22 protein-coding genes, 1 tRNA gene and 2 riboswitches are annotated in these 22,460 nt (G+C 60.6%); of the genes, 13 read left to right on the forward strand and 10 right to left on the reverse strand.

Annotated elements, in window-relative coordinates; translation table 11 throughout:
- Positions 1-9 precede the first annotated feature (9 nt).
- The 6 genes from fsa (at position 10) to B5F39_RS09960 (ending at position 5,132) form a co-directional block, all read left to right on the forward strand.
- Positions 10-666, forward strand: a complete 657-nt coding sequence (fsa, locus tag B5F39_RS09935) for a fructose-6-phosphate aldolase (RefSeq protein ID WP_087366788.1) — start codon at positions 10-12, stop codon at positions 664-666.
- Positions 667-879: 213 nt separating this feature from the next.
- Complete coding sequence (locus B5F39_RS09940) at positions 880-2,277, forward strand: TIGR00366 family protein (protein WP_087366790.1); 1,398 nt, start codon at positions 880-882, stop codon at positions 2,275-2,277.
- Positions 2,278-2,297: 20 nt separating this feature from the next.
- Positions 2,298-3,314: a uroporphyrinogen decarboxylase family protein gene (locus B5F39_RS09945; protein WP_158096018.1), complete on the forward strand. Its 1,017-nt coding sequence runs from the start codon at positions 2,298-2,300 to the stop codon at positions 3,312-3,314.
- 2 nt (positions 3,315-3,316) lie between these two features.
- On the forward strand, positions 3,317-4,531 hold the full coding sequence (locus B5F39_RS09950; RefSeq protein ID WP_087366796.1) for a M20/M25/M40 family metallo-hydrolase: 1,215 nt from the start codon (positions 3,317-3,319) through the stop codon (positions 4,529-4,531).
- Between the two features lie 62 nt (positions 4,532-4,593).
- Positions 4,594-4,681: transfer RNA gene (locus B5F39_RS09955), tRNA-Ser, on the forward strand.
- 91 nt (positions 4,682-4,772) lie between these two features.
- Positions 4,773-5,132 (forward strand): hypothetical protein, encoded by a 360-nt coding sequence (locus tag B5F39_RS09960; protein WP_087366799.1) that lies wholly within the window; start codon positions 4,773-4,775, stop codon positions 5,130-5,132.
- A 283-nt stretch (positions 5,133-5,415) separates the two neighbouring features.
- On the opposite strand, the gene B5F39_RS09965 is transcribed toward B5F39_RS09960, so the two are convergent.
- On the reverse strand, positions 5,416-5,820 hold the full coding sequence (locus tag B5F39_RS09965) for a rhodanese-like domain-containing protein (protein WP_158096019.1): 405 nt from the start codon (positions 5,818-5,820) through the stop codon (positions 5,416-5,418).
- Positions 5,821-6,130: 310 nt separating this feature from the next.
- Here B5F39_RS09965 and kdsB point away from each other — a divergent pair, with 310 nt between their 5' ends.
- The 3 genes from kdsB to B5F39_RS09980 all read left to right on the forward strand — a co-directional run bounded on the left by kdsB (position 6,131) and on the right by B5F39_RS09980 (position 9,243).
- Complete coding sequence (gene kdsB / locus B5F39_RS09970; protein WP_087366805.1) at positions 6,131-6,853, forward strand: 3-deoxy-manno-octulosonate cytidylyltransferase; 723 nt, start codon at positions 6,131-6,133, stop codon at positions 6,851-6,853.
- 104 nt (positions 6,854-6,957) lie between these two features.
- On the forward strand, positions 6,958-8,076 hold the full coding sequence (locus B5F39_RS09975) for an iron-containing alcohol dehydrogenase (RefSeq protein ID WP_087366808.1): 1,119 nt from the start codon (positions 6,958-6,960) through the stop codon (positions 8,074-8,076).
- 3 nt (positions 8,077-8,079) lie between these two features.
- On the forward strand, positions 8,080-9,243 hold the full coding sequence (locus B5F39_RS09980) for a DegT/DnrJ/EryC1/StrS family aminotransferase (protein WP_087366811.1): 1,164 nt from the start codon (positions 8,080-8,082) through the stop codon (positions 9,241-9,243).
- A gap of 425 nt (positions 9,244-9,668) precedes the next feature.
- On the opposite strand, the gene B5F39_RS09985 is transcribed toward B5F39_RS09980, so the two are convergent.
- Positions 9,669-10,424 (reverse strand): methyltransferase domain-containing protein, encoded by a 756-nt coding sequence (locus B5F39_RS09985; RefSeq protein ID WP_087366814.1) that lies wholly within the window; start codon positions 10,422-10,424, stop codon positions 9,669-9,671.
- A 147-nt stretch (positions 10,425-10,571) separates the two neighbouring features.
- A riboswitch (molybdenum cofactor riboswitch) is annotated at positions 10,572-10,695 on the forward strand.
- 82 nt (positions 10,696-10,777) lie between these two features.
- Between B5F39_RS09985 and B5F39_RS09990 the strand changes: the two genes are divergently transcribed.
- From B5F39_RS09990 to B5F39_RS10000, 3 genes are all read left to right on the forward strand, one after another.
- Positions 10,778-11,473 carry a response regulator gene (locus B5F39_RS09990; RefSeq protein WP_087366817.1) on the forward strand — a complete coding sequence of 232 codons (696 nt, stop codon included), beginning with the start codon at positions 10,778-10,780 and terminating at the stop codon, positions 11,471-11,473.
- A gap of 420 nt (positions 11,474-11,893) precedes the next feature.
- A riboswitch (molybdenum cofactor riboswitch) is annotated at positions 11,894-12,045 on the forward strand.
- Positions 12,046-12,162: 117 nt separating this feature from the next.
- Entirely contained in the window at positions 12,163-15,009 is a 2,847-nt protein-coding gene (locus B5F39_RS09995) for a molybdopterin-dependent aldehyde oxidoreductase (protein WP_087366821.1), read from the forward strand.
- Between the two features lie 80 nt (positions 15,010-15,089).
- The gene (locus B5F39_RS10000) at positions 15,090-15,539 is read left to right on the forward strand and encodes a cupin domain-containing protein (RefSeq protein ID WP_087366824.1); all 450 of its coding nucleotides are present in this window, start codon (positions 15,090-15,092) and stop codon (positions 15,537-15,539) included.
- Between the two features lie 395 nt (positions 15,540-15,934).
- Here B5F39_RS10000 and B5F39_RS10005 read toward each other — a convergent pair whose 3' ends face one another.
- From B5F39_RS10005 to B5F39_RS10035, 8 genes are all read right to left on the reverse strand, one after another.
- On the reverse strand, positions 15,935-16,813 hold the full coding sequence (locus B5F39_RS10005; protein ID WP_087366827.1) for a permease: 879 nt from the start codon (positions 16,811-16,813) through the stop codon (positions 15,935-15,937).
- A 324-nt stretch (positions 16,814-17,137) separates the two neighbouring features.
- Positions 17,138-17,554 carry a MerR family transcriptional regulator gene (locus B5F39_RS10010; RefSeq protein ID WP_087366830.1) on the reverse strand — a complete coding sequence of 139 codons (417 nt, stop codon included), beginning with the start codon at positions 17,552-17,554 and terminating at the stop codon, positions 17,138-17,140.
- Positions 17,555-17,627: 73 nt separating this feature from the next.
- The gene (locus B5F39_RS10015) at positions 17,628-18,683 is read right to left on the reverse strand and encodes an alpha/beta hydrolase (RefSeq protein WP_158096020.1); all 1,056 of its coding nucleotides are present in this window, start codon (positions 18,681-18,683) and stop codon (positions 17,628-17,630) included.
- Between the two features lie 20 nt (positions 18,684-18,703).
- On the reverse strand, positions 18,704-19,039 hold the full coding sequence (locus tag B5F39_RS14275) for a hypothetical protein (protein ID WP_158096021.1): 336 nt from the start codon (positions 19,037-19,039) through the stop codon (positions 18,704-18,706).
- 143 nt (positions 19,040-19,182) lie between these two features.
- Entirely contained in the window at positions 19,183-19,926 is a 744-nt protein-coding gene (tatC, locus tag B5F39_RS10020; protein ID WP_087366836.1) for a twin-arginine translocase subunit TatC, read from the reverse strand.
- Positions 19,923-20,120, reverse strand: a complete 198-nt coding sequence (locus B5F39_RS10025; protein WP_087366839.1) for a twin-arginine translocase TatA/TatE family subunit — start codon at positions 20,118-20,120, stop codon at positions 19,923-19,925. The genes tatC and B5F39_RS10025 overlap by 4 nt, the downstream gene beginning before the upstream one ends.
- Before the next feature lie 25 nt (positions 20,121-20,145).
- Positions 20,146-20,802 (reverse strand): flavodoxin family protein, encoded by a 657-nt coding sequence (locus B5F39_RS10030; RefSeq protein ID WP_087366842.1) that lies wholly within the window; start codon positions 20,800-20,802, stop codon positions 20,146-20,148.
- A 139-nt stretch (positions 20,803-20,941) separates the two neighbouring features.
- Entirely contained in the window at positions 20,942-21,829 is an 888-nt protein-coding gene (locus B5F39_RS10035; RefSeq protein ID WP_087366845.1) for a LysR family transcriptional regulator, read from the reverse strand.
- Between the two features lie 211 nt (positions 21,830-22,040).
- Here B5F39_RS10035 and B5F39_RS10040 point away from each other — a divergent pair, with 211 nt between their 5' ends.
- Positions 22,041-22,460: a cyclophilin-like fold protein gene (locus B5F39_RS10040; protein WP_158096022.1), complete on the forward strand. Its 420-nt coding sequence runs from the start codon at positions 22,041-22,043 to the stop codon at positions 22,458-22,460.

A 22,460-nucleotide genomic window follows, 5' to 3' on the forward strand; every position in this document is an offset into this window, starting at 1 on the left:
GCTACGAAAATGAAATTTTTCCTCGACACAGCCAACCTGGACGAAATCAAAGAAGCATGCTCGTGGGGCGTCGTCGCCGGCGTCACCACCAACCCGACGCTCGTATCCAAAGAGGGCGGCATCGACTTCCACACGCGCGTGCGCGAGATAGCCGAGGTGGTGGACGGCCCCGTCAGCGCCGAAGCCGTGTCGCTAGAAAAGGCGAAGCTCGTCGAAGAGGCCAAGGTCATCGCCAAGATACACCCGCATGTCGTCGTCAAGATACCGCTCTGCCCCGACGGACTCGGCGCGGCCAGGGAGCTGACGGCGCTCGGCATCAAGACCAACGTCACGCTCGTCTTCTCCGCCAATCAGGCGATACTCGCCGCGGCGGCGGGCGCGACCTACGTCAGCCCCTTCGTCGGACGCCTCGACGACATCGGCGAAGACGGACTGAAGCTCGTCTACGACGTAGTGGACATATACCGGTCCTACGGCATAGAGACGAAAGTCATAGCCGCAAGCCTGCGCCACCCGGCGCACGTCCTCGAATGCGCCAAAGCCGGCGCCGACTACGCTACCGTTCCATTCAAAGTCCTGAAAATGCTCTTCAATCACCCGCTCACGACCAAAGGCATAGACCAGTTCAACGCCGACTGGGCGAAGTATATGGAAGGGAAGAAATAGCGCGGACCGCTCGAACGGCGCCGGGCGGCGCTGCCGCCCTTAAACCTTCCCGTGCGGAACGAACGGCGGGACTTTTATATATTGTAAACATTTTATAAAATTCTATAAAATTTCTGCCTTTGACTTACAATCTATAAAATATTAGAATGTCCCGGGGTCGCAAGGCCCCGTTAGTTTTTTATAGACTTTTTACTAAAAGGAAGGATTCATGAAATGGCAGAAACAACGGAAAAGAAATCTAGGATACCGCACGTGCTGGTCGTCTTCGTCGCGATAATAATCGCAACGGCGCTTCTGACATACGTCATACCGGCGGGGAAGTTCGACACGGCGGTGAACGCGAGCGGGCGCACGGTCGTCGTCGCCGGGTCGTATCATCTTGTCGAGGAAAATCCCTGCACGATAAGCGGCTTCTTCGAGTCGTTCATCAAAGGAATGCAGTATAACGCGTCCGTCATTTTCTTCGTCCTCATCATCGGCGGCGCTTTCCAGATAATCACGGCGACGGGAGTCATCACGAAGATTTCAGTCAGCGCGGCGAGACGCTTCGCCGGCAACGAGGTCTGGGTCATACCCATATTCGTCTGCCTCTTCGCGACATTCGGGACGACTATGGCCATGTCGCAGGAGCTGGTGCTCTTCGTGCCGCTCGGAGTGGCGATAGCGCGGAGCATGGGGTTCGACGCTCTCACCGGGACTGGAATGATAGGCCTCGGCGCCGTCGCTGGATATTCCTGCGGACTGACGAGCCCGTTCAACACCGGCGTCGCTCAGACGATAGCAGAGCTGCCGCTCTACTCCGGCATGGGCTTCCGCGCCGCGCTGCTCGCCATACTGCTAGTCGCGACCTGCGCGTATCTGATGATGTACGCGCGCAAGGTGAAGAAAAACCCTGAGCTCAGCATCGTCGCCGACCTGGAAAAAGAAGAGAAGGGCACCAATAAGCTCAACTTCGACGAGGTCGAGAAATTCACGCCGAGCGACTGGGTCGTGGTCGTCATACTCATCGGCGGCCTCGCGTGGCTCGTTTACAGCGTCGGCAAGGGCGGCTGGTGGTTCGCCGAGATGTCGGCGCTCTTCATCGTCATAGGCTTCCTCTCCGGCGTCGTCAAACGCTTCAGCATGAACAAGATAGCCAAAGAATTCACGGCTGGCGCGGAAATGCTCGTCCTCGGCGCGCTCGTAGTCGGCTGCGCTGGCTCCGTCTCGGTAATAATGAACGACGCGGGCATCCGCGACTCGATAATCAACGCCTGCGCGACCGCGATCGGCGGCCTGCCGAGCCAGCTCTCAGCGATAGGCATGTACATCACTCAGACGCTCATCAACTTCCCGATACAGTCCGGCTCGGGACAGGCCAGCGTCACGATGCCGATAATGGTGCCGCTCGGCGACCTCGTCGGCGTCTCGCGTCAGACGACGGTGCTGGCCTTCCTTCTCGGCGACGGCTTCACAAACATAATCTACCCGACCGGCGCGAGCATGATGACCTACATCGCGATGGTAAAGATACCGTACGCTAAGTGGGTTAAGTTCGTCTTCCCTATAGTCGCTGTTTGGTTCGTCATAGGGCTCGTCGCCGTCTACGTCGCGGCCAGCATCGGCTACTAACGGGGCGCGGCATGAGCGGAATGACCAAAACGGAGAGAGTGCGGGCCGCCGTCGCCTTCGATGCGGCGGACCGCATACCGATAGGCCTGTGGCCGCACTTCACGCCGGTTGATCAGGACGTGGATAAGCTGGCCGCGGCGCACTACAGATTTTACGACGAGCTGGACCTCGACTTCGTTAAGCTCATGCCCTACGGGCTCTACGGCGTCGAGGACTACGGCGTGAAGATAAAGAAGTTCAACCTGCCCGACCAGTGGGCGAAGGTAGACGAGGAATTTATCAAAACGCCGGACGATTGGGAAAAGATACGCCCGCTCGACGTGACGAAGGGCGTCTACGGCAAGCAGCTCCGCTACGCGGAAATGATGCTCGCCGGGATGCGCGCGCACGGCGACGAAGCGCCGGTCATACACACGATATTCAGCCCGCTCACGACGCTCTACAAGCTGATGGGCTGGGACGCGCTGAAAAAATCCATGGTGGAATGCCCTGAGCGCGTACACAGGGCGCTCGCGACGATAACGGAGACGACGGCCGCATTCGTGCGCGAAAACCTCCGTTTGGGCGTGAGCGGCTTCTTCTTCGCTAGCCAGCTCGCCAACTATAAATTCATGGACGACGCCGCATACGACGAATTCGGCGAAAAATACGACCGCGAAGTGTTTGAGGCGATGGACGAAAGAAGCTGGTTCAACGTCGTCCATATCCACAGCTTCACGCCTGAGCCCGAAAAGTCGATGTTCCGCCGTCTCGTCGGCTATCCAGCGAACTGCATAAACTGGCACGACAGATGGTGCGGCCCGACCCTCTCCGAGGCGCGGAAGCTGACGCACAAATGTCTGATCGGCGGGATAAACGAAGAACAATTTCTCAACAGGGTGGACTATCACGAGCTCTACGAGCACGTGCGCGAGGCTGTGGAATACTCCGGCGGACGCGGATTCATGCTCGGCCCCGGATGCACCATCTACGAGGACACGCCGCTTGAGAATTACTTCGCAGTCCGCATGGCGGCGGAAAAGTACGGACGGCTTTAAAAATGGCTGAAAAATCGGAAATAGCGGCTAAGCTCGCGCGCGCTCTTGAAGACGAGCGCGTGCGAGCCGCGCTCCGCTTCATAAAAGAATCCGAAGGCGATACGCTGGAACTTCAGAAAAGAATAGCCCTCACTGAAAGCCCGACCTTCCACGAGGAAGGGCGCGCCGCGCTCGTCGCTGAACATTTCGAGCGGCTAGGCTTGAGCGGAATAACGCGCGACGAAACCGGCAACGTTTTCGGCGCGCTGCGCGGAAGCGGCTGCGGATGCGTCGCCGCCGAAGCGCATTTGGACACGGTATTCCCCTTCAGGACAGTCAAAGAAGTGACGGAAAAGGACGGGATACTTTACTGCCCGGGCATCTCCGACGATGCGCGCGGCCTCGCGGCGCTGCTGACCGTCGCGGAGGCGTTCGTAAAATCCGGCGTAAGAACAAAAAAAGACGTCGTCTTCCTCGCGACCGTTCGCGAAGAAGGGATAGGCGGCTGCGCCGGAATCTCGTACTTTCTTGAAAAACATCCTGCCGTAGAAAGCTGTTTGTCGATAGACGGCCCCGATTCCGACGTCGTCGTATGCGGCGGTCCCGGCATAAGGACGAGGCGCGTCACATTCAGAGGACGCGGCGGACACTCCTACGCGGCATACGGCAAAAACGGAAACCCAGTACACGCTGCGATAGCCGCCGCGGCTAAGCTCGCGGAGCTCGAGCTTCCGAAAAGTCCGAAAACGACCCTCTCGGTCACGAGCTTCCATGCCGGCACCGACGCGGGGGCGCACGCGATGCCGCCGGAGGCCTCTTTGATAGTAACCTATCGTTCAGAGAGCGCATGCGAACTGCGAAAACTCGACCGCGCAGCCGACGAGGCCATAGCGCGCGGCGCCGAAGAAGAAAACGCGCGCTGCGAAGCCCGCGATATAACGTTCGAGGTGCAGGAGCTCGTGGACATACCGGCCGCCTCCATGCCGGAAGACTCGGAAGCCGTCCTCCGCATGTCTGAAGCGATACGCGCGCTCGGAATGACGCCGCTGCTCGACCGTAATTGCCCGACGAACGCGAGCGCCGCGATGGGAAGAGGCGTCGCCGCCGTATGTGTAGGCGGCGGAGGCCGGGCGGGAGCGAACCACAGCCCCGGCGAATGGTTCGACCCGACGGACGCCTGCCTCGGCGTACAGGCGGCATTCCTGGGCCTCTTAACCGCGGCCGGCCTCGCGGACTGACACAGCCTGAGCCGCGCCCTTGCCATAAAAGGCGCTAGACATTATAATGCACCCGTAAACGCGGAGAGTTGTCCGAGCGGTCTATGGTGATTGACTTGAAATCAATTGGGTGTCACAGCCCCGGGGGTTCGAATCCTCCACTCTCCGCCAAATGAATATTGCAGGCCCCGGGCGTTTCGGCGTTCGGGGCTTTTCCGTTATAATAGTGGCGCGGCATATGAATAGGACGGAGGTACATGTGTTGAAGAAATTCTTGCTTGCGTTTTTCCTTGTTCTGACGCTGTGCGGCGCGGCGATGGCTTTCTCGAAGAGGGGCTATATACCGGAGGGCGATCCGCTTATATACAGGGGGCTGCGCGTGACGGAGGACGGCGTGAGCGTCACCATATTAAACAGAGGAGACAAGCCGGTCGTTTTCAACGCGGCCCTGGCCTTTGTAGACGGGCGGCGCCGCGAGCTCGGCGACGTTTATATCGCGAAGACGGAGATAGAGGCAGGAGGCTCGGTCGCTTTCAAGGATCTTTATCTGAAGGGCGATTATAAGAAGTGCCGCGCGGCGGAGTCGCTTCGCTGGACTATCTACGAACTTGAGGCGAAGTAGCGCGGCGGCAGCGCCGTGGAGGTAAGCCGCAGCCGGCGGTTTCGGGCTTGCGGCGTGTTTTTGCTGTGTTGTAGGATTTTAGGACGGGTGTGCGCGGTGTGCGGGATATTCAAGCCGTGCGCGTCCGTCCGCGTTTTTAGAGCAGGCTTGCCGTAAGCGGACGGTACTTTGCGCGGCTGGGCCTTCCGTCCGCCGCCGGGTTTTCGCCGGCGCGGCGTAAAAATACGGCAAACGGGACGCTTATCGGGCGTCCCGTAAAATTTTGCTTTTTGAGCGGAGCTCGTTATTTCGCTACTTCGTATGGCCAGTCGAGCATTCCGCCGGTGTAGAGATAGATGTTCTTGTAGCCTTCCGCGACGAGATCCTGCGTGGCCGCCGTCGCCCTCTTGCCGGAGCGGCAGTAGATGACGAGCGTCGCGTTCTTGTCGGGGAGAATCTTCGGAAGCTCGGTCTTTACGCTCTCGTGGGAGATGACGATAGCGCCGGGTATGTGTCCCTCGTTGTACTCTTCGACCTTGCGCGTGTCGAGAAGGACGACCGGGGCGGAACCCTCGATCATTTCCTTGGCTTCCTGTGCGTTGATCTTCGTGTAGCCGTCGGCCTTCTCGGCCGCCGCCGACACTCCGCAGGCCGCCGCGGCCATCGCCGCGCACATTACCGCTATCGCCAGAAACTTTCTTGCTTTCATGTCTGTTTCCTCCTTAGATTTTTTGACGCCGTCCGGCGTTTTTGCCGCCGCGCGCCGCGTGTTTTTGCCGGACGACGATGGAAGTGTATATGAAAGTGAATTTTCGCGCAAGATGCGATTGTTCGCTTGCATGAATTCTCATGGTCGTTATACGTCGTTTTTTGCAATATGACAAAAAAATTAATTTTTCGTAATTGACAAAATCGTATATTTAGGATTATTCTTAGCATCTAACCGAGGTTTGGCAGCCGAGAAAGCCGTTAAAAACGGCCATACACTGCATAGGCTGCCCTCGAAGGAGGTTAGAGGGATGAAGACCCTTGCAGTGATACCCGCACGTTACGCCAGCACGCGGCTTCCTGGCAAACCCATGATAGAGATTGCCGGAGTCCCCCTTGTAGTCCGCGTACTGGAAAATGTTTCCAAGTGTTCCAACGTAGACAGAGTGATCGTAGCCACGGACGACGAGCGCATCGCGCGGCTCGTTTCGTCGCACGGCGGCGAGGCCGTCATGACGCCGCCGGAGCTGCCGAGCGGCGGCGACCGCGTGGCTTACGTGGCGCGGCGCGTGCCGTCTGACTACGTGCTCAACGTACAGGTGGACGACCCGCTCGTGGGTGCGGACATGATAGACCCGCTCGTCGAGGCGCTCGACGCCGATTCGTCCGTGATGCTCGCGCTTCTCGTGAAGCGCATCGAGCGCATGGAAGAGGTGGAGGAGACCAGCGTCGTGAAGGCCGTCTTCGGCGCGGACGGGCGCGCGCTTTATTTCAGCCGTTCGCCGATACCGTACCCGAGGTGCGGCGGCGGCGTCTGGTACAAGCACATCGGCCCCTACGGCTGGAGGCGCGATTTTCTGCTCGATTTCGCGTCTTCGGAGCAGACTCCGCTCGAAAAGACGGAGAGCCTCGAAATGCTCCGCGTGCTCGAACGCGGACACACGATACGCTGCGTCCCAGCGTCGCGCGACACGATCGAGATCGACACGCCGGAGGATCTCATAAAGATAGAAAAATATTTCTCCGGCCTTTGATAAGGCCGGGGATTTTATGACAAGCTGAGGGGGAAGGCGCGGATTTTCGCACCTGCCCATGTCTTATTGCTTTTTGCCGAAATTACGGAAGGAGAGACTTTGCTATGAACGTTCCGAAGACTATAAAGGAATTTGTGAAACTTGAGCCCTGGTGGAAAACTCCGGTGAACACGCGCGTCGTGCCGTCGGAGGACGGAGTGGGCGACATTTTCAGGATGCTCGCCGAGGCGGGGAAGAAGCCCTTTTTCGTCGTGGACAAGGCGCTCGCCGGACAAGCCGAGTTCGCGCGCTTCTTCGCCGAGAAGAACTTATTCGCCTTCGACGCCAGCTTCTCCGAGCCGCGCACCGGCGACGTTGACGCTCTCCGCGCGCTGATACAGGCTCTGCCGGAGCAGCCGGACACTCTCGTCGGCGTCGGCGGCGGCGCGACGATGGACCTCGCGAAGGCGACCGCGATATGTCTCGCGAACCCGGAGCCCGCGCAGGTCTATCAGGGCTACGGCCTCGACATGAACAAAGGCGCGGACATCTGGGTGCTGCCGGCGCTGACCGGCACCGGCGCGGAGATAACGCCGATAGCGGTGCTGCGCGGGCCGGAGAAGAAACTCGGCATCAACAACAAATACACGGAAGCTGAGGTGGCGGTCATAGACCCGTCGCTCGCGCGGCACGCGCCGGCCTTCAACCGCTTCTACACGATGATGGACTGCTATTTCCACCACTACGAGATAAAGACGAGCAAGACGAGTGCGCCGGAAGGCGTTGAGGACGCCACGCTCGGCTTTGCCCTCGCGAAGCAGGTGCTGAGCCGCGACCTCTCCGTGTATAATGAGGAAAACGCGGTGATCTCCGCGGTCGCCTCTGTGCTCGGCGGCAGCAGCTCCGTCTCCGGGCGCGTCGGGGCGGCGCACGCCATTTCCTACGGCCTAAGCAACAGCGCGCCGCACCTTCCGCACAGCGTCGCCGTGGCGATTTCGATGTGCGCGCTCGAGGACGTCTACCCCGACGGCTACGGCGACACGATGAGCTTCCTCGCCGCGAACGGACGGCAGAAGCCGAAAGCCGCCGACTACGGAATCGGCGAGAAAGACGTGCCGAAGATGGTAAAGACCGCGCTCGGCATGGAAAAACTGTGGCACAGCTGCTTCGGCGACGGCTGGCAGGAAAAGGCGACGCCGGAATACATCGAAGGCATCTACAACAGAATAATAAAGGAGCGGTAGAAAATGGCGGGAACTGAGATTTTCGGAAGAGAAGAGATAGCCGCGGCGGCGGACGTTATCGAACGCAAAATGATACACCGCTACGGCTCGCACCATCTGCGCGGCGGAGTATACCGCGCAGAAGAGTTCGAGGACGCGGCGAAGGCGATAACCGGCTCTAAATACGCGCTCGCGGTCTCGAGCGGCACCGCGGCTCTCATCACGGCGCTCAAGGGAATAGGCGTCAAGCCCGGCGACGAGGTCATAACCTCGCCCTTCACCTTCATCGCGACGGTAGAGGCGATAGTCGCCTGCGACGCCGTCCCCATCCTCGGCGAGCTCGACGAGACGCTCAGCCTCGACGCGGCCTCTGCCGAAAAGCTCGTCACGCCGCGCACGAAGGCGATAATGCCGGTACACATGTTCGGCGTCGCCGCCGACATGGACAAATTCGTCGCCCTCGGCAAAAAATACAGCATACCGATAATAGAGGACGCCTGTGAAGTCGTAGGCGGCACCTACAAAGGCCGCGCGCTCGGCGGCATCGGCGACTGCGGCGCGTGGAGCTTCGACCCCAACAAAACGCTCACGGTCGGCGAAGCGGGCATGGTCTTCACCGACGACCACGACACGTGGTTCCGCATGGACTGCTACCACGACCACGGCCACGTCCACAGCAAAGAGCACGACCGCGGCGCGGAAGGCAAATTCGGCTTCGGCGTCAACTACCGCATAAGCGAGCTCCAGGGGGCGCTCGGCGTCGTCGCGCTGAAAAAAATGCCCGAGGCCCTGGCCTCGCTGCGCGCGACGAAGAAAAAAATAATAGACGCGGGAGTCGCCGCGGGGCTCACGCCGCGCCCGATGCACGACGCGGAGGGCGACACTGCGACGCACGTCATATTCATGCTGCCCACCGCCGAAGCGGCGCGCAAATTCCAGGCCGCCTCGGGCTGCGCAGTAATCGCCGACAACACGTGGCACTACGCGAAACACTGGAAAGCCCTTCAGGAAATGGGCGAAAAAGAATACTTCGGCAACCGCACGCCATCCTACATGCCCGAGACGATGGCCCAGGCCGAATCCCTTCTGTCGCGCGCCGTCATGTTCGGCCTCAACATCCACATGAGCGACGAAGAGACAGAAAAAATGATCAAAGCCGTAGAAGCGGGAGCGAAAGCGGCGCTGTAACGAAACTCTATAAGAAACGCAAAAGCGGCGGCTCCGTGAGGGGCCGCCGCTTGTTACATACAGTTGTTTGACCGTATAAGTGAAACGCAGATTTTTTGACTCCGAGCGCAGTCGATGGGAAACAAAGACAAAAAATCACCTCCGCGCAGTTAAAGCCGCGTATGTTTCCCGCCTGCGCGAAATCTAACGTCTCCAAAGTGACCACAATTTCTCCGCGTTTTTGCCGCCGCTTATTTAAAGGTGAAAAATCACATAGGCCGGACTGCCGAGAATAAACAAAGGTACCCCTAAAAAAATCGCGACGGATACCAACGCGAAAATGGTATCGCTGATGCAGACGAGCGGCATCGCCAACACCAGCTCGAAAAGACAGTATATACCGGGATACGTACTCGAAGAACCCGGCGCATAGAGCCTTACTTTTCTTATTCCTCCGGCTTCACCGCTAGGAAACGCAGACGCACGTAGTCGGCGCTCCATCCGTTCGCTTCACTGTAGAGCGTCGGGCGGCAGTAGTCTTCGACCTCCTTATAGAAGGCCTCCTTTTCTTCGGAGGTAAAGCCGTCCGTGTGGCTCGCCGAGAACACCTCGAGCCAGCGGCGCAGCCCGTGGACGAGCGGCGTCGGGCGGTCTATGCGCGCGATGAACTTCACGCGGAAGCCTTGATTTTCAAGAATGTCCGAGAACGTGCCGAGCTCGGGGAATTTCCACGGATTGCGCGCCTTGTAATCTATCCCGCGCTTGATAAGCGCTATCTTCATGCCCTCGCGGATTATGCGCACGCAGCCCTCGCCGCCGCACTCCGCCGCGAATCGCCCGCCGGGCACGAGCAGGTTCCACACGCGGCGCACTACCGCGTAGTGGTCCGGCATCCAGTGTATCGCGTCGTTGCTGAAGACGGCGTCGAACTTTTCGTCCATCTTGAGCGTCTGCGCGTCTGCGAGCCGCGCGTCCACGCCGGCCGTGCGCGCCGCCTCCACCATCTCGGGGCTCGCGTCGGTTCCGACGACGGTGCAGCCCCCGGCGGCGAGTTCCTTCGCCAGCACGCCGGTGCCGCAGCCGAGGTCGAGTATCCTTTCACCGGCCTTCGGTTCCAGCAGCTCTATCACGGCCCGTCCCATCTCGGGGACGAAGTCCGCGCTCTTCCTGTATTCATGCGGATTCCATATCTGGTTCGTCATAGAAGGCACCTCTTTCCATGATTTGAGCGGGAGCTCTTCGGTACGTTCCTATTATATACAACTTGGCCGCGCGGCGCATTCGCCGTCTAAAGGGCGGCGCGCATGTTGACAAGTGCATCTCAGTTGTTATAATCGTAAATGGATAAAAATGAATAAATACCCCGAGCCCGCCGTCCTGCGGGAGCTTGCGTTCCTATGGCGGCCGGGCCATTGGGTGCCGTTTGGAAACGGCGGCGCCTCCCGTCCGGAAAGGGGAAAAGGCTCGTCGGAAGAGCGCAGCGCGCTCCCCTTTTCCCGTCCTATGCCGCCGGAAGACGTCTCCGGCAGAAACACGAAGGAGGAGGAACGGCGCGATGCGGAGCCTAAAAGTCCTTATAGCCGAATCGGACCCGCTGCTTCAAAAATTATATTCGGACGTTATACTGAACGACCCTTCTTTCACGCTGCTGAAGAGCGTCGATACTGGGCCGCAGATGTTCGAGGCGATGCGCTGCGTCGATGTCGATCTCGTGCTGCTCGACCTTTATCTGAAGGAGTTCAGCGCCTTCGATCAGATAGACGAGCTGCGCAAGGAGTTCCCGCGCACTGACTACATAGTGGTCTCGTCGGGCGACAACCCGGAGCTCGTGCGCAAGGCGATATGCGCCGGAGTCTTCGAGTTCCTGGTAAAGCCTTTCTCGTTCGACAGGCTTCGCGCCGCGCTCAAGAATTACCAGGTATACCACCATTCGCTGACGGGCCGCACGAGCCCGTGGCAGCAGGAAGACATAGACGCTCTTGTAGCGATGAAGACGCACGATCCCGCGTGGGCCAACAACCGCACGATACCGAAGGGGCTGCAGCTAAAGTGCCTCAACGACATCGAGACATTCCTCAAGGAAAACGAGGGCACCTTCTCGGCGCAGGAGGTAGGCGACCGCCTCGGCATCTCGCGCTCGACGGCGCGCCGTTACCTTGAATTTCTGACGCTCAGCGAGCGCGTCGTCGTCGAATACGCATACCGGCGCGTAGGACGCCCAGAGAAGCGTTACCGCATGGCGCTTCTCTAGCTCCGATTTTACCAAAAAGCAGACGTTTGACGGCCCGCCGCTATACGTAAGCGGTGGGCTTCGCTTTAGGCTGGCGGCGCAGAACGGAGGACGCCGCGTAGGCTGCGCCGGTTTCACGCGCGTGCCGCGGCGCGGCGCTGCGATCCGCGCCGCCAGGAATTTCACCGGATATTTTTCGCCGCCGCGTCAGCTCCGACGCGTGCGGCGGCCGCCGCGGCTCGCCTCCTTGCTGGCGTTTTTGCGCCGCGCCCGGCGGCTTTCCTTTCTTGGTAAATTACTTCCTTTTTACAAATATTCGCATGAATTTTAATAGACACAAACTAATTAAAAGCGCGCAAATGCTCCCTTATTTCGACTAAATATTGCTCGCTATTGTGTACTTTTGTATGATTTGTATAGAAAGTTTTGACTATTGTTGCAACGTTGTTGCAACCCCGAGCCCCGCCGCCTAAAGCGAAAGCCACGGAGGCCGGGCCAGCGGGCGAGAGTCCGCGAGGGCGCGCGCGAAAGCGCCGCGCCTCCCGGGACGCCTGAGGGCGTCCAAATTGGAAAGGGGTACAGGTCATCAGGCGCAGAGCGTCCGTTTCCTTCCTTCTTCTCCAATTCGCGCAAAAGCTTCATTGTGTTCTTTGGGATTCCCGCAGCGCGGGAAAATGGAGAAATTTTTATCACGAGAGAGGGGATTACCAATGGCGAAGGAAAAGACAGAAGCTCCGATCGCGGCGAGCTATCATGTCAAGAATCTCACCATCAACGGCGTGCCGAGGCGCGTGATCGGCAAGCCCGACGTGTCGCTGCTCACGGTGCTGCGCGACCAGCTCAAGATGACGGGGACGAAGCGCGGCTGCGACTGCGGGCAGTGCGGCGTCTGCAACGTCATATTAAACGGGAAGGTCGTCCGCGCCTGCATCACGCGCTGGAAGAACGTGCCGGAATTCTCGCAGATCACCACCATCGAGGGAATAGGCACGCCTGACAACCTGCACGCGCTCCAGTGGGCCATGATAGTCTGCGGAGCCATTCAGTGCGGCTTCTGCACGCCGGGGTTCATCACGAGCGGAAAGGCGCTCCTCGACCAGAATCCGAACCCAACGCGCGAAGAGGTGCGCGAGTGGTTCAGCAAGAACTGGATGGCCTGCCGCTGCACCGGCTACAAGCAGATAGTGGACGCTGTCATGAAGGCCGCGGCCATTCTGCGCGGCGAGGAAAAGATAGAAGACCTCGCGAAGATGTACAAGCCCGGCGATTCCGTATGGAACACGAGCTATCCGCGTCCCTCCGCGGTATACAAGGCGACGGGGCTCTGGGACTTCGGCGACGACGACCGCCTCAAGCTGCCGGAGGAATTCCTCTTCGCGTATCCCTACACGCTCGAAGGCGTCCGCCACGCAAAGGTCAACAAGATAGACGTGAGCGAAGCGGAGCAGATGCCGGGCGTCTTCAAAGTCGTAACCTACAAGGACGTCAAAGGGACTAACCGCATCCGCGGACAGGTCGGCTGCGACTCCGCGCTCACCGACGGCTGGGAGCGCCGCATAATGGTCGAGGAGGGCGACAAGATACGCCAGTGGGGCGACGTGATAGCCATCGTCTGCGCCGACACAGAGACCAACGCGCGCGCCGCGGCCCAGAAGATAAAGGTTGACTACGAGCCGCTGCCAGAGCTCATAGACATTTACCAGGCGAAGGCCCCGGACGCTATAAAGGTCTACGACAACATCGAGGGCTACGACGGAATGCCGAACGCGTGGAACAAGCGCGTATTCACGAAGGGTGCCGACCCGAAGGAAGACCTCGACAACGCCGCGTACCTCGTGGACGACGAGTTCCTCAGCTCGCGCCAGCCGCACATGGTCCTCGAGACGGACTGCGGCTACGCCTACTACGACGAGAACGGCCTCCTTACGATAGCTTCCAAGTCGATATGCGTCTACCGCCACCAGATGATGATAGCGCGCGGCGTCGGCGTCCCGCCGTCGAGAATCCGCGTCATTCAAAACAATCTCGGCGCGTCGTTCGGCTACAAGGTCGCGCCGACCAACGAGCCGTATCTTGCGATAGCTCTCATAGCCTGCGGACGCCCCGTCTACATGCGCATAAACATGAAGGAGCACAACGTCCGCACGCCGAAACGCTCGCCGTTCCTCATGCACATCCGCGTCGGCGCGGACAAGAACGGCAAGCTCGTCGGAGCGGAACAGACCTGGTGGGTTGATCACGGCCCGTTCAGCGAGTCCGCGAACGACCTCACGAACAAGGGCGGGCAGTTCTTCATGGCCCCCTACGCCTACGACAAGATGCGCGCCACCGGCTACACCTGCTGGAGCAACCACCGCTGGAGCGCCGCTTTCCGCGCCTACGGCGCGCCGCAGACCTACTGGGGCTGCGAGACCGCGATAGACATGCTCGCGAACAAGTGCGGAATCGACCCGTTCGACTTCCGCGAGATGAACCTGCTCGAATGGGAGCCCTTCACGGAGAATCCGCGCGGGCAGTTCCCCTCCGGCTACGCGCCGGAAGTCTTCCCGCTTCCCGAAATGATGAAGAAGGCGCGCCCTTACTACGAAGAGATGAAGAAAAAGGCCGCGGAGCTCTCGAACGATAAGGTCAAGTACGGCGTCGGAGTCTCGATAGGCATCTACAACTCCAACGACGACGGAGCCGACGAGGCTGCGAGCAACATCGAGCTCACGAAGGACGGCGTCATCCTCTACAACACCTGGGAAGACCACGGGCAGGGCGCGGACATGGGCTGCATCGGCACCGCGCACGAGGCGCTCAAGCCGCTCGGCCTGCGTCCCGAGCAGATAAAGCTCGTTCTCTCCGACACCGCGAAAGCGCCGAACAGCGGAGCCGCCGCAGCGAGCCGCTGCCAGGTCATGGTCGGCAACGCCATAGTGGACAGCTGCAAAAAGCTGCTCGACGCGATGCGCAAGCCAGACGGCACCTACCGCACCTACGACGAGATGGTGGCCGAGGAAATCCCGACCTTCTACGAAGGATACACCCAGGCTAAGATACTCCACGCCGACGGCACGACCGAAGTCTGCTCCGGCAACGACAAGGATACCGGCCACGGCAAGCCGTTCGGCTTCCACATGTTCGCGGTCAACCTTGCGATGGTCTCCGTCGATATGGACACCTGCAAGGCGCACTGCGAGAAGTTCGTCCTCGTCGGCGACGTCGGCGTCATCAACAACTATCTCGTAGTTGACGGGCAGCAGTACGGCGGAATCGCGCAGGGCATAGGCCTCGCGCTCACCGAGGACTTCCTTGACGAGAATAAATACAACAACTTCGTCGTCATGGGCCTGCCCTACATCAAGGACATCCCCGACGACCTCACGCTCGTCCACGTCGAGACGCCGCGTCCGCTCGGGCCGTTCGGAGCCGCCGGCACCGGAGAGATGCCGCTCGCCGCGCCGCACGCCGCGGTATGCAACGCGATACACGACGCATGCGGAGTGCGCATCAAGGCCATCCCCGCGAAGCCGGAAAAAATCCGCGCGGGCCTCGAAGCGCTCGGAAAGAAGTAAAACTCTGATATAATCGGAGACAGCCCGGCATTGCCAGCACACCCGGCAATGCCGGATTTTTATAAGGAGGGGAATTTTTTATGAGCGAGAAAGCGAAAAACTACGGCTCCATATACGACCTGCCGCTCCAGAACGCCTCGGCGCTCGCGCCCGAAATCGAGAAACGCACCGTCTACGGCCCAGAGGGGGGCGTGTGGAAGGACTACGTCATGCGCCACTTCATCCTGCCGCCGCACCGCGGCATCCCGGCGCACGTACACGACTGGGACCATCTCATGTTCACCCTCTCCGGCGACGGCGTAGTCGAAGTGGAGGAAGAGCCCGGCAAGCGCACGCCTTATCTTATGAAGACCGGCTACTGGACGCGCGTCCCCGGCGGCCTCGTCCACGAATATAAAAACGACGCGGACATTCCGCTCGAATTTTTCTGTATAGTTCCCACCTGCGGCGACCCGCACGCAAAAAAATACGCGATGCGCGCCGAACGCGCCGCGCGCAAAGAGGCGCACGAAGAGCAGGAAGAGCGATAAAAATAAGAGGGGCTGAGAACGACAGGCGAGCCGCACGACCGCCGCAGCTCGCTTCTGCTTTTCCGCGCGCGCCTGCCCGGAGATGGAAAGCCGCCGCAATGTACACGAAAGACGGCTTTAGCGTTATGCTGCGCCCGTTCGGAAAGCCCGAAAACGCGCCCGGCGGAGCCATCCGTCTCCCGGGCGCCGGCAAAGCGCGGCATGACGAAACGCCGAATTTTCGCAATAAAGTCAACCGGTTATATCAGTTAATTGAGCATAGAGCATAATTGCCTGAAAATGAGCCCTTTTGCGCCGGCGCGCTTAAGCCCGGCGTCCGGCTTTTCTCTGCCTCATATTGTGAAGCCGCCCGCCGTATCGCGCGGCGGGCGGCTCGTACAGAGGATTGGAACGAACTATATGAGAAAGGCCGCGGCGTAGCCCGCCGCGAGCGCGAATATCATCGAGAAGGCTATGTAGAGCGCGAAGTGCGCCGCGCCGAGCACCGTCTTCAGCGCGCCGAGGTTCGTCAGCTTCGTCGCGGGGCCCGTGAGCATGAAGGCGACGGCGGGGCCGAGCCCCATTCCGCGGCTCATCCATTCGGCGAGCAGCGGTATCGTTCCGCCGCCGCAGAAGTAGAGCGGCACGCCCGCGACCGCCGCAGCCGCGACGCCGAAGCCGCTCTCGCCGAAGGCCCCCGCTATCGCGCGCGAGGGGATCAGCCGTATCAGCGCGGCGGTGAGCGCTACGCCTGCGAGGAAGCTCGGCCCCGTCGCGCGGATGTTGCGCCCGATGTTTTTGAGCAGGCGCATCGTCATGTTCGGGTCGGTGTCGCGGTTCTCCGCGCTTCCGAAGCCCTTGAAATTGAAGAAGCCGCGCCCGCCGAAGCAGCGCTTGACTAGAAATCCCGCCGCCGCGCCGCAGACGAAGACCGAGACCGTGCGCGCGGCTAGCGTCTCCATGCCGAGCGCCGCGGTGTAAATCATCAGCTGCGGGTTGAGAAGCACGGAGCTCATCATAAACGAGGCGAGCACGCCGTCGTCCATGCCCTTTCCCGAAAACGAGGCCGCGAGCGGCGCCGTGCCGTACATGCAGAGCGGCGACGCTATGCCGAGCGCGCTCGCCGCGAATATCGCGAGCGGCCCGTCCGATATGCGCGCGAATAGCGCGTTTATCCGTTCCTTGGCGAAGACGGAGACGAAAGAGCCGGCGGCGATGCCGAGCGCCCAAAACGGCGCGATGTCGCGCAGCACCATCCAGAAATGGCGGCAGAAATATACAAGCTCCTTTTCCATGCGCTGCGCTCCTTTCGTTCGGCTTCCGCGTTAATTTACATCTTCGAGTGTGGTTAAAGTCAAGAGCGCCGCTGCGGGCCGCTCCGCGCGGGCTGCGGCGGCGCGGACGAGGTAATTTTTTAATGTGGCCGCCGCGCGTCCCGCTGAAGCGCGGAATGCGCGAGAGGGCTTACTTTAGATCCTGCTCCCGTGTTTTCGTTATACGGGGTTCGTTTCGTCCTGCGCTCTCGGCGGTCGAAAATATTGTGGCGTCCGTCTGCGCGGGCCGAGAAGCATATCGCGCGGCTGCGCGGCTTAGGCTCCGCTCGGTTCGCGCCCCGTCCCTTACGCCGCCGTTCCGGCGAGCGCGCCGTTTACGGCCCAGCCGCGCAGAGCGAGCTCGGTCTCGGAGGTCAGGCCGCCGTCGCAGCGTTCGAGCTGGTAGTCGGCGAGACGCAGGCAGAAGCTGAGGCGGTCTATCTTTTTCATGAGGTTTTCGCGCGTTTCGAGCAGCAGCTCGCGGCGCTCGTTCCTCGTGGCGCTGCCGAGCGCCGCGAGGCGGAGGTAGTTCTGTATCGTTTCGAGCGGCATTCCTATCGCCTTGAAGCGCTGTATCAGCCCGACGATTTTCAGAGTCTCATCGCCGTAGTCGCGCAGTCCGTTCTCTTTTCTCGGGACGGGCGGTATGAGGCCGATTTTTTCGTAATATCTCAGAGTATCCGCCGTTAGTCCTGTTCTTTCCGCAGCTTCGCCTATCGTCATGTCGTTGCCTCCTCGGTCTGACGGGGCTCCGCCGCCGTTCCGCGCGGGCGGGGCGGAGCGCTCCGTTTCGGTTTTATTTTTTGGCTTTCAGCAGATTTTTGTCGAGGAACTGACAGAGCAGTTCGTAGTGTGTCGCCGTTTCGGGCGCTTCAAAGTTCAGGTAGTACTGCGCGTGGGACATAGCCTCGTAAACTATCAGCTCCGCCTCCGCGTCGTTGAGCAGCAGCCGCTCGTGCATGCGCGCCGTGTTGCTGAGGAAGAGGTCGCGCGTGCCGGAGAAGAGCAGAGTCGGCGGGAATTTCGCGAGATCCTCGTCCTTCGCGTACATCGGAGAGACGAGCGGGTCTTTGTAGTCCGCGCCGTTCGCGTAGGCCTTCGCCGATGCGTCGATGAGGCCGTCGTAGGTCACGAGCACGTTGTCTACGCCGTCGTTGGTGAAGTAGCTGTCGCCGACCTTGCCGATTTCCGTCCACGGCGTGCCGGACATGAGCGCCGCGGGAAGCGGCGTCCCGGACTGGATAGCCTGGAGCGCGAGTATCAGCGTCATGGCTCCGCCGGTCGAGGTGCCGAGGACGGCGATGTTCTCCGCGCCGTACTGTTTGACGAGCTCTTTATATACCGCGAAGGCGTCTTCGATCGCCGCGGGGTACGGATGCTCGGGCGCAAGGCGGTAATCGACCGCGATCACTTTGTAATGTCCGAAGTGCGCCATGAGCAGCCCTTCCGTCACGCCGCCGGCTCCGCCGCCGAGGACGTAGCCGCCGCCGTGTATCGCGTAGATTATTTTATCTTTTTTGTCTTCGTCTATCGCGGGCGGCGTGAGCGTGCGCACGGTGACGCCTGCGATTTTGCCCTCTTCTATCTTTACTCCGGTGCGCTGGGCGAGGCCGAGCGCTAACTTCGCGCCGCCCTCGGCGTTGCGCTTTTGCAGCTCGCTCCATTCCTTGGCGTCCGCGGGCGCTTTGAGCCAGACCTGAGAAGGCGGTGCGGTAACGGTCGCCGCCATCTGTTCGCTGACCGTCGTCGGGGCGGGGAAGCTGCGCGCCTCCTGCGCCTGCGACTGGGCCGCGAAGGCCAGCGCGAAGGCCGCTGCGGCGGGGAGCAGGAATTTTCTCATTTTCGTCTTCATCTGCAAGGCATCTCCTTCTTTCAGCGGCTTATCGGGCCGCCGTTCTTTTTGATGTCTCTTATTATACAGTCGAGACAATCGAGAGACTGCTGCCGCTCGTGCAGGTCGTCGAGCTGGCGGAAGCGCTCCTTCTTCATTATCCGCACGCGCTCTTCGAGCGTCCCCGCGCTCTCGTCGAGCAGCACGGGGTTCTCGGCTATCTTCTCGGCGCTCACGCCCGCCTTCGCGAGCGAGCTTATGAGGCCGAGGCGCTTGCGCCATTCCTCTCCGCAGGAGGGTATCAGCCCGAGCTCTCTGTAATGTTTCAGCTTTTCCGCGCTTACGCCGCAGGATTCGCTTACTTCGTCTATCGTCATGTTACGCGCCCTTTCGTATGAGTGCGGCTTCGCCGCCGTTTTTACGCGCGCGGGCTTTTCTCCCTCGCGCGCCTACAATATAATTTTTCCGCCGCGCGTCGTCTAATACTTCTCTTTTATCTGTTTCCCATGCTCCGAGGGCATTAAGAACGCTCCGCCGCGAAAGCGCTTCCGCGTTCGCGCACGCGTTCGAGCCTCCGCGCGAGCAGAAGGCCGAGCTCGAAGAGCAGCCACGCGGGGACGGCCATCGTGAGCTGGCTTATCACGTCGGGCGGCGTCAGAATCCCCGCGGCTATCAGTATCGCGGTCATCACGTAGGGGCGTTTGCGCCCGAGGCTCTCCGCCGAGATCACGCCGAGGCGCACCGCAAGCAGCGCGAGCACCGGCGTCTGGAACATCAGGCCGAATGCGAGCGTCAGCCGCCCCGCGAGGCCGGCGAAGTTCGCGACGCCGAGGCTCGCCTCAAGCTCCTGAGTGGCGAAGCTCCCCGCGAAGCGTATGACGGCGGGCAGCACGAGCCCCGCGCAGAAGGCCGCGCCGCATGCGAAGAGCAGCGACGAAAACAGCGCCGCGCGGGCTATTGCGCGCCGCTCCTCCTTATAGAGCGCAGGCAGCAGGAAGCGCCATATCTGCGCGATGTTCCAGGGATATGCGAGGACGAGCGCTATTATCAGCGCGAGGCGCAGCTGTACGAAGAAAACCTCCATCGGCGCGAAATAGTGCAGCGTCGCGCCGTCGGGAAAGCACCAGAGCGTCAGCGCGTTGATGACGCGCGGCGCGATCAGATACCCGACCGGGAAGAGCGCCGCCGTCGCGATCACGCAGCGCAGCAGAGCGCCGCGCAGCGCTTCGAGGTGGCTTATGAGGCTTTCTTCGCTGTCGTTCATGCGGCGTTCTCCCGCTTAGCGTCCTCCGCGGCATCCATAAAGCCGCGGCTCTCACTTTCGAGGTCGGCCTTCGCCTTCTTGAACTCGTACGAGGCGCGGCCCATAGCGCGCGCCAGCTCCGGTATGCGCTTCGCACCGAAAACAATAAGTATGAACAGCGCTATCAGAATTATCTCCGTGAATCCAAGCGACATCTCTTACCACTCCTCTTTCGGTTTTCTATATGTTTCTGCCGAGGCGGTACGCCTCGTCCATGAACCTTGTTCCGTTGACCGCGCCCGCGGGCCACAGCCCCGTGCCGACGACGTGTCCCGCGTACTCCCAGCCGAGGTAGTCGTACAGCCCTTTGCGGAAAAAGTCGATTATCGGCTGCACGCGCTCCATGTCGCTGTTAGCGAGCGTCAGGATAAAGGCCGAGCGCTTATGTACGTGGATGCGCCCGTTTATCGCGTAGAAGCGGTCCATCACCGCCTTGATCTGCGTCGAAATGTTGTAGTAGTAGACGGGCGAGGCGAAGAGTATCGCGTCAGCCTCGACGATGCGCTCGCGCACGGAGCCGAAATCGTCGTCGTCGAGTATGCACTGCCCGTTCATGCCGCAGTGGTTGCATGCCGTGCAGGGACGCACGTTCGATAGCCCCGCGTCGAAGCGCGAGACCTCGTGCCCCGCCTCCTGAGCGCCGCGTATGAACTGCTCCGCGAGCGTGCAGGAGTTGCCGTTCCTGCGCGGGCTGCCCGTCACGACGAGCACCTTCTTCTTCCTTCCGTCCGACGGCGCGGCCCACGCTTCGCGCGCTCCGCCGCTTTTCAGCCCTCCGAGCAGCGCGCCGCCGGCAGCCGCCGCGAACGCGCCTTTGATAAACTCCCGACGGTTCATTGAGAATCCTCCCTCCGATATGAGCGCCGCCGCGCGGCGCGTTAGACAAAAAAAGTAAGCGCCCCTTCCGCGGATGAAATTCCCGCCGGGGCGCTTAAAATATAATTTTCGATATGGAGCTCTGTCTAATACCTGTGATTCATCGCTTCTCAATGCCCGGGAAGCATTTTATGAAATCTATGAACTTCGTCACGGCGGGGCTGAAAGGCTGCTGGCGCTTCCACGCGAGCACGGACGTTGAGACGAGCCCGTCGAGCGGCCGCATCGCGAGCTCATCGGGGTCGAGATACGGAAGGCTGCCCGCGATGGTGAGCGCGCAGCCGAAGCCGTGCTTCACCATTACCGCCGCGTTCGTGCTGAGGTTGCTGACGCAGATTATATTCTTCTCGTCGTATGCCTCGCCGAGCCAGTTGAAGAGCTCGCTCTGCACGTTCGGGCGGAAGGGGACTATCAGCGGACGCCCGCGCAGGTCGCCAGCCGTCACCGATTCGAGCGCGGCGAGCGGGTCGTCGGGGCGCACCACCGCGGCCCACGGTTCTTTTACCCCAAGCCGCGCGAACTCATATTTCGATATGTCCGCCGGTTCTAGCAGAAGGCCGACGTCTATCAGCCCGCGGTCCATGCGCGTCTTGATGTGGTCGGCGTTGCTGCTGTACAGCCTGTAGCGCACGTTCGGATGACGCGCGCTGAAGGCGCGCAGCATCTCCGCGACGAACTTCACCGACTCAAGCTCGCCCCAGCCTATCGAAATCGTGCCGTCAACGACCTCCTCCTGCTCCGCGAGCTCGCGCTCCGTCTTGTCTATCAGCTCTACTATTTCCTCCGCGCGCCGCCGCAGCAGGACGCCCTCGTTCGTCAGCACGATGTGCCTCGTCCCGCGCTCGAAGAGCCTCACTCCGAGGTCGTCCTCGAGCTGCGCGAGCTGCCGCGAGAGCGTCGGCTGCGTGATATGCAGCAGCTCCGCCGCCTTAGTTATATTCTCTTCGCGCGCCACGGCGAGAAAATAGCGCAGTACGCGTACCTCCATACAGCCGCCCCCTTCTTTCGATTTATCGATTCGTCATATTAAATTCTCCCAATCTTTATTATAGCAAAGGCGTCGCGCGCGGAGATACGTTTCGGGCATGATTCGGCAATTCGGCCTAGGTATTAGACATCGCGGCACGCTTCAAAATAGAATACGCGCATGGAAGCCTCGGCGGGGAAGGCCGCCGCGGAAATGAAAGGAGCGGACGAAAATGAAAATTCTGATTGCCGTGTGCGTCACGGCGCTGCTGACTGCAGTAAGCTCCGCGTGGGCCGGCGGGCCGGCGCGCGTGAAATTCACGTGGGACGGCGGCGAGGCCGTGGCCGAGCTCGACGGCGGCGCCGCCGCGGAAAGTCTGCTCGCGATGCTGCCGCTTACGCTCGACTTCGAGGACTTCAACGGCACGGAGCGCATAGCCTACACGCCCGAAAAGCCCGACACGTCCGGCGCTCCTGAGAGCTATACGCCGAAGGCCGGAGACATAACGATCTACGCGCCGTGGGGCAACATAGCGGTATTTTACAGGCCGTTCCGCGAATCGCGCGGGCTCGTGCCTCTCGGCCGGTTCGTCGAAGGCGCGGACAAAATATCGACGCTCGGCAAAGGCGTGCGCATAGAGGCGATGGAATAG

Source organism: Cloacibacillus sp. An23, from assembly GCF_002159945.1.
Classification (GTDB): Bacteria; Synergistota; Synergistia; order Synergistales; family Synergistaceae; genus Caccocola.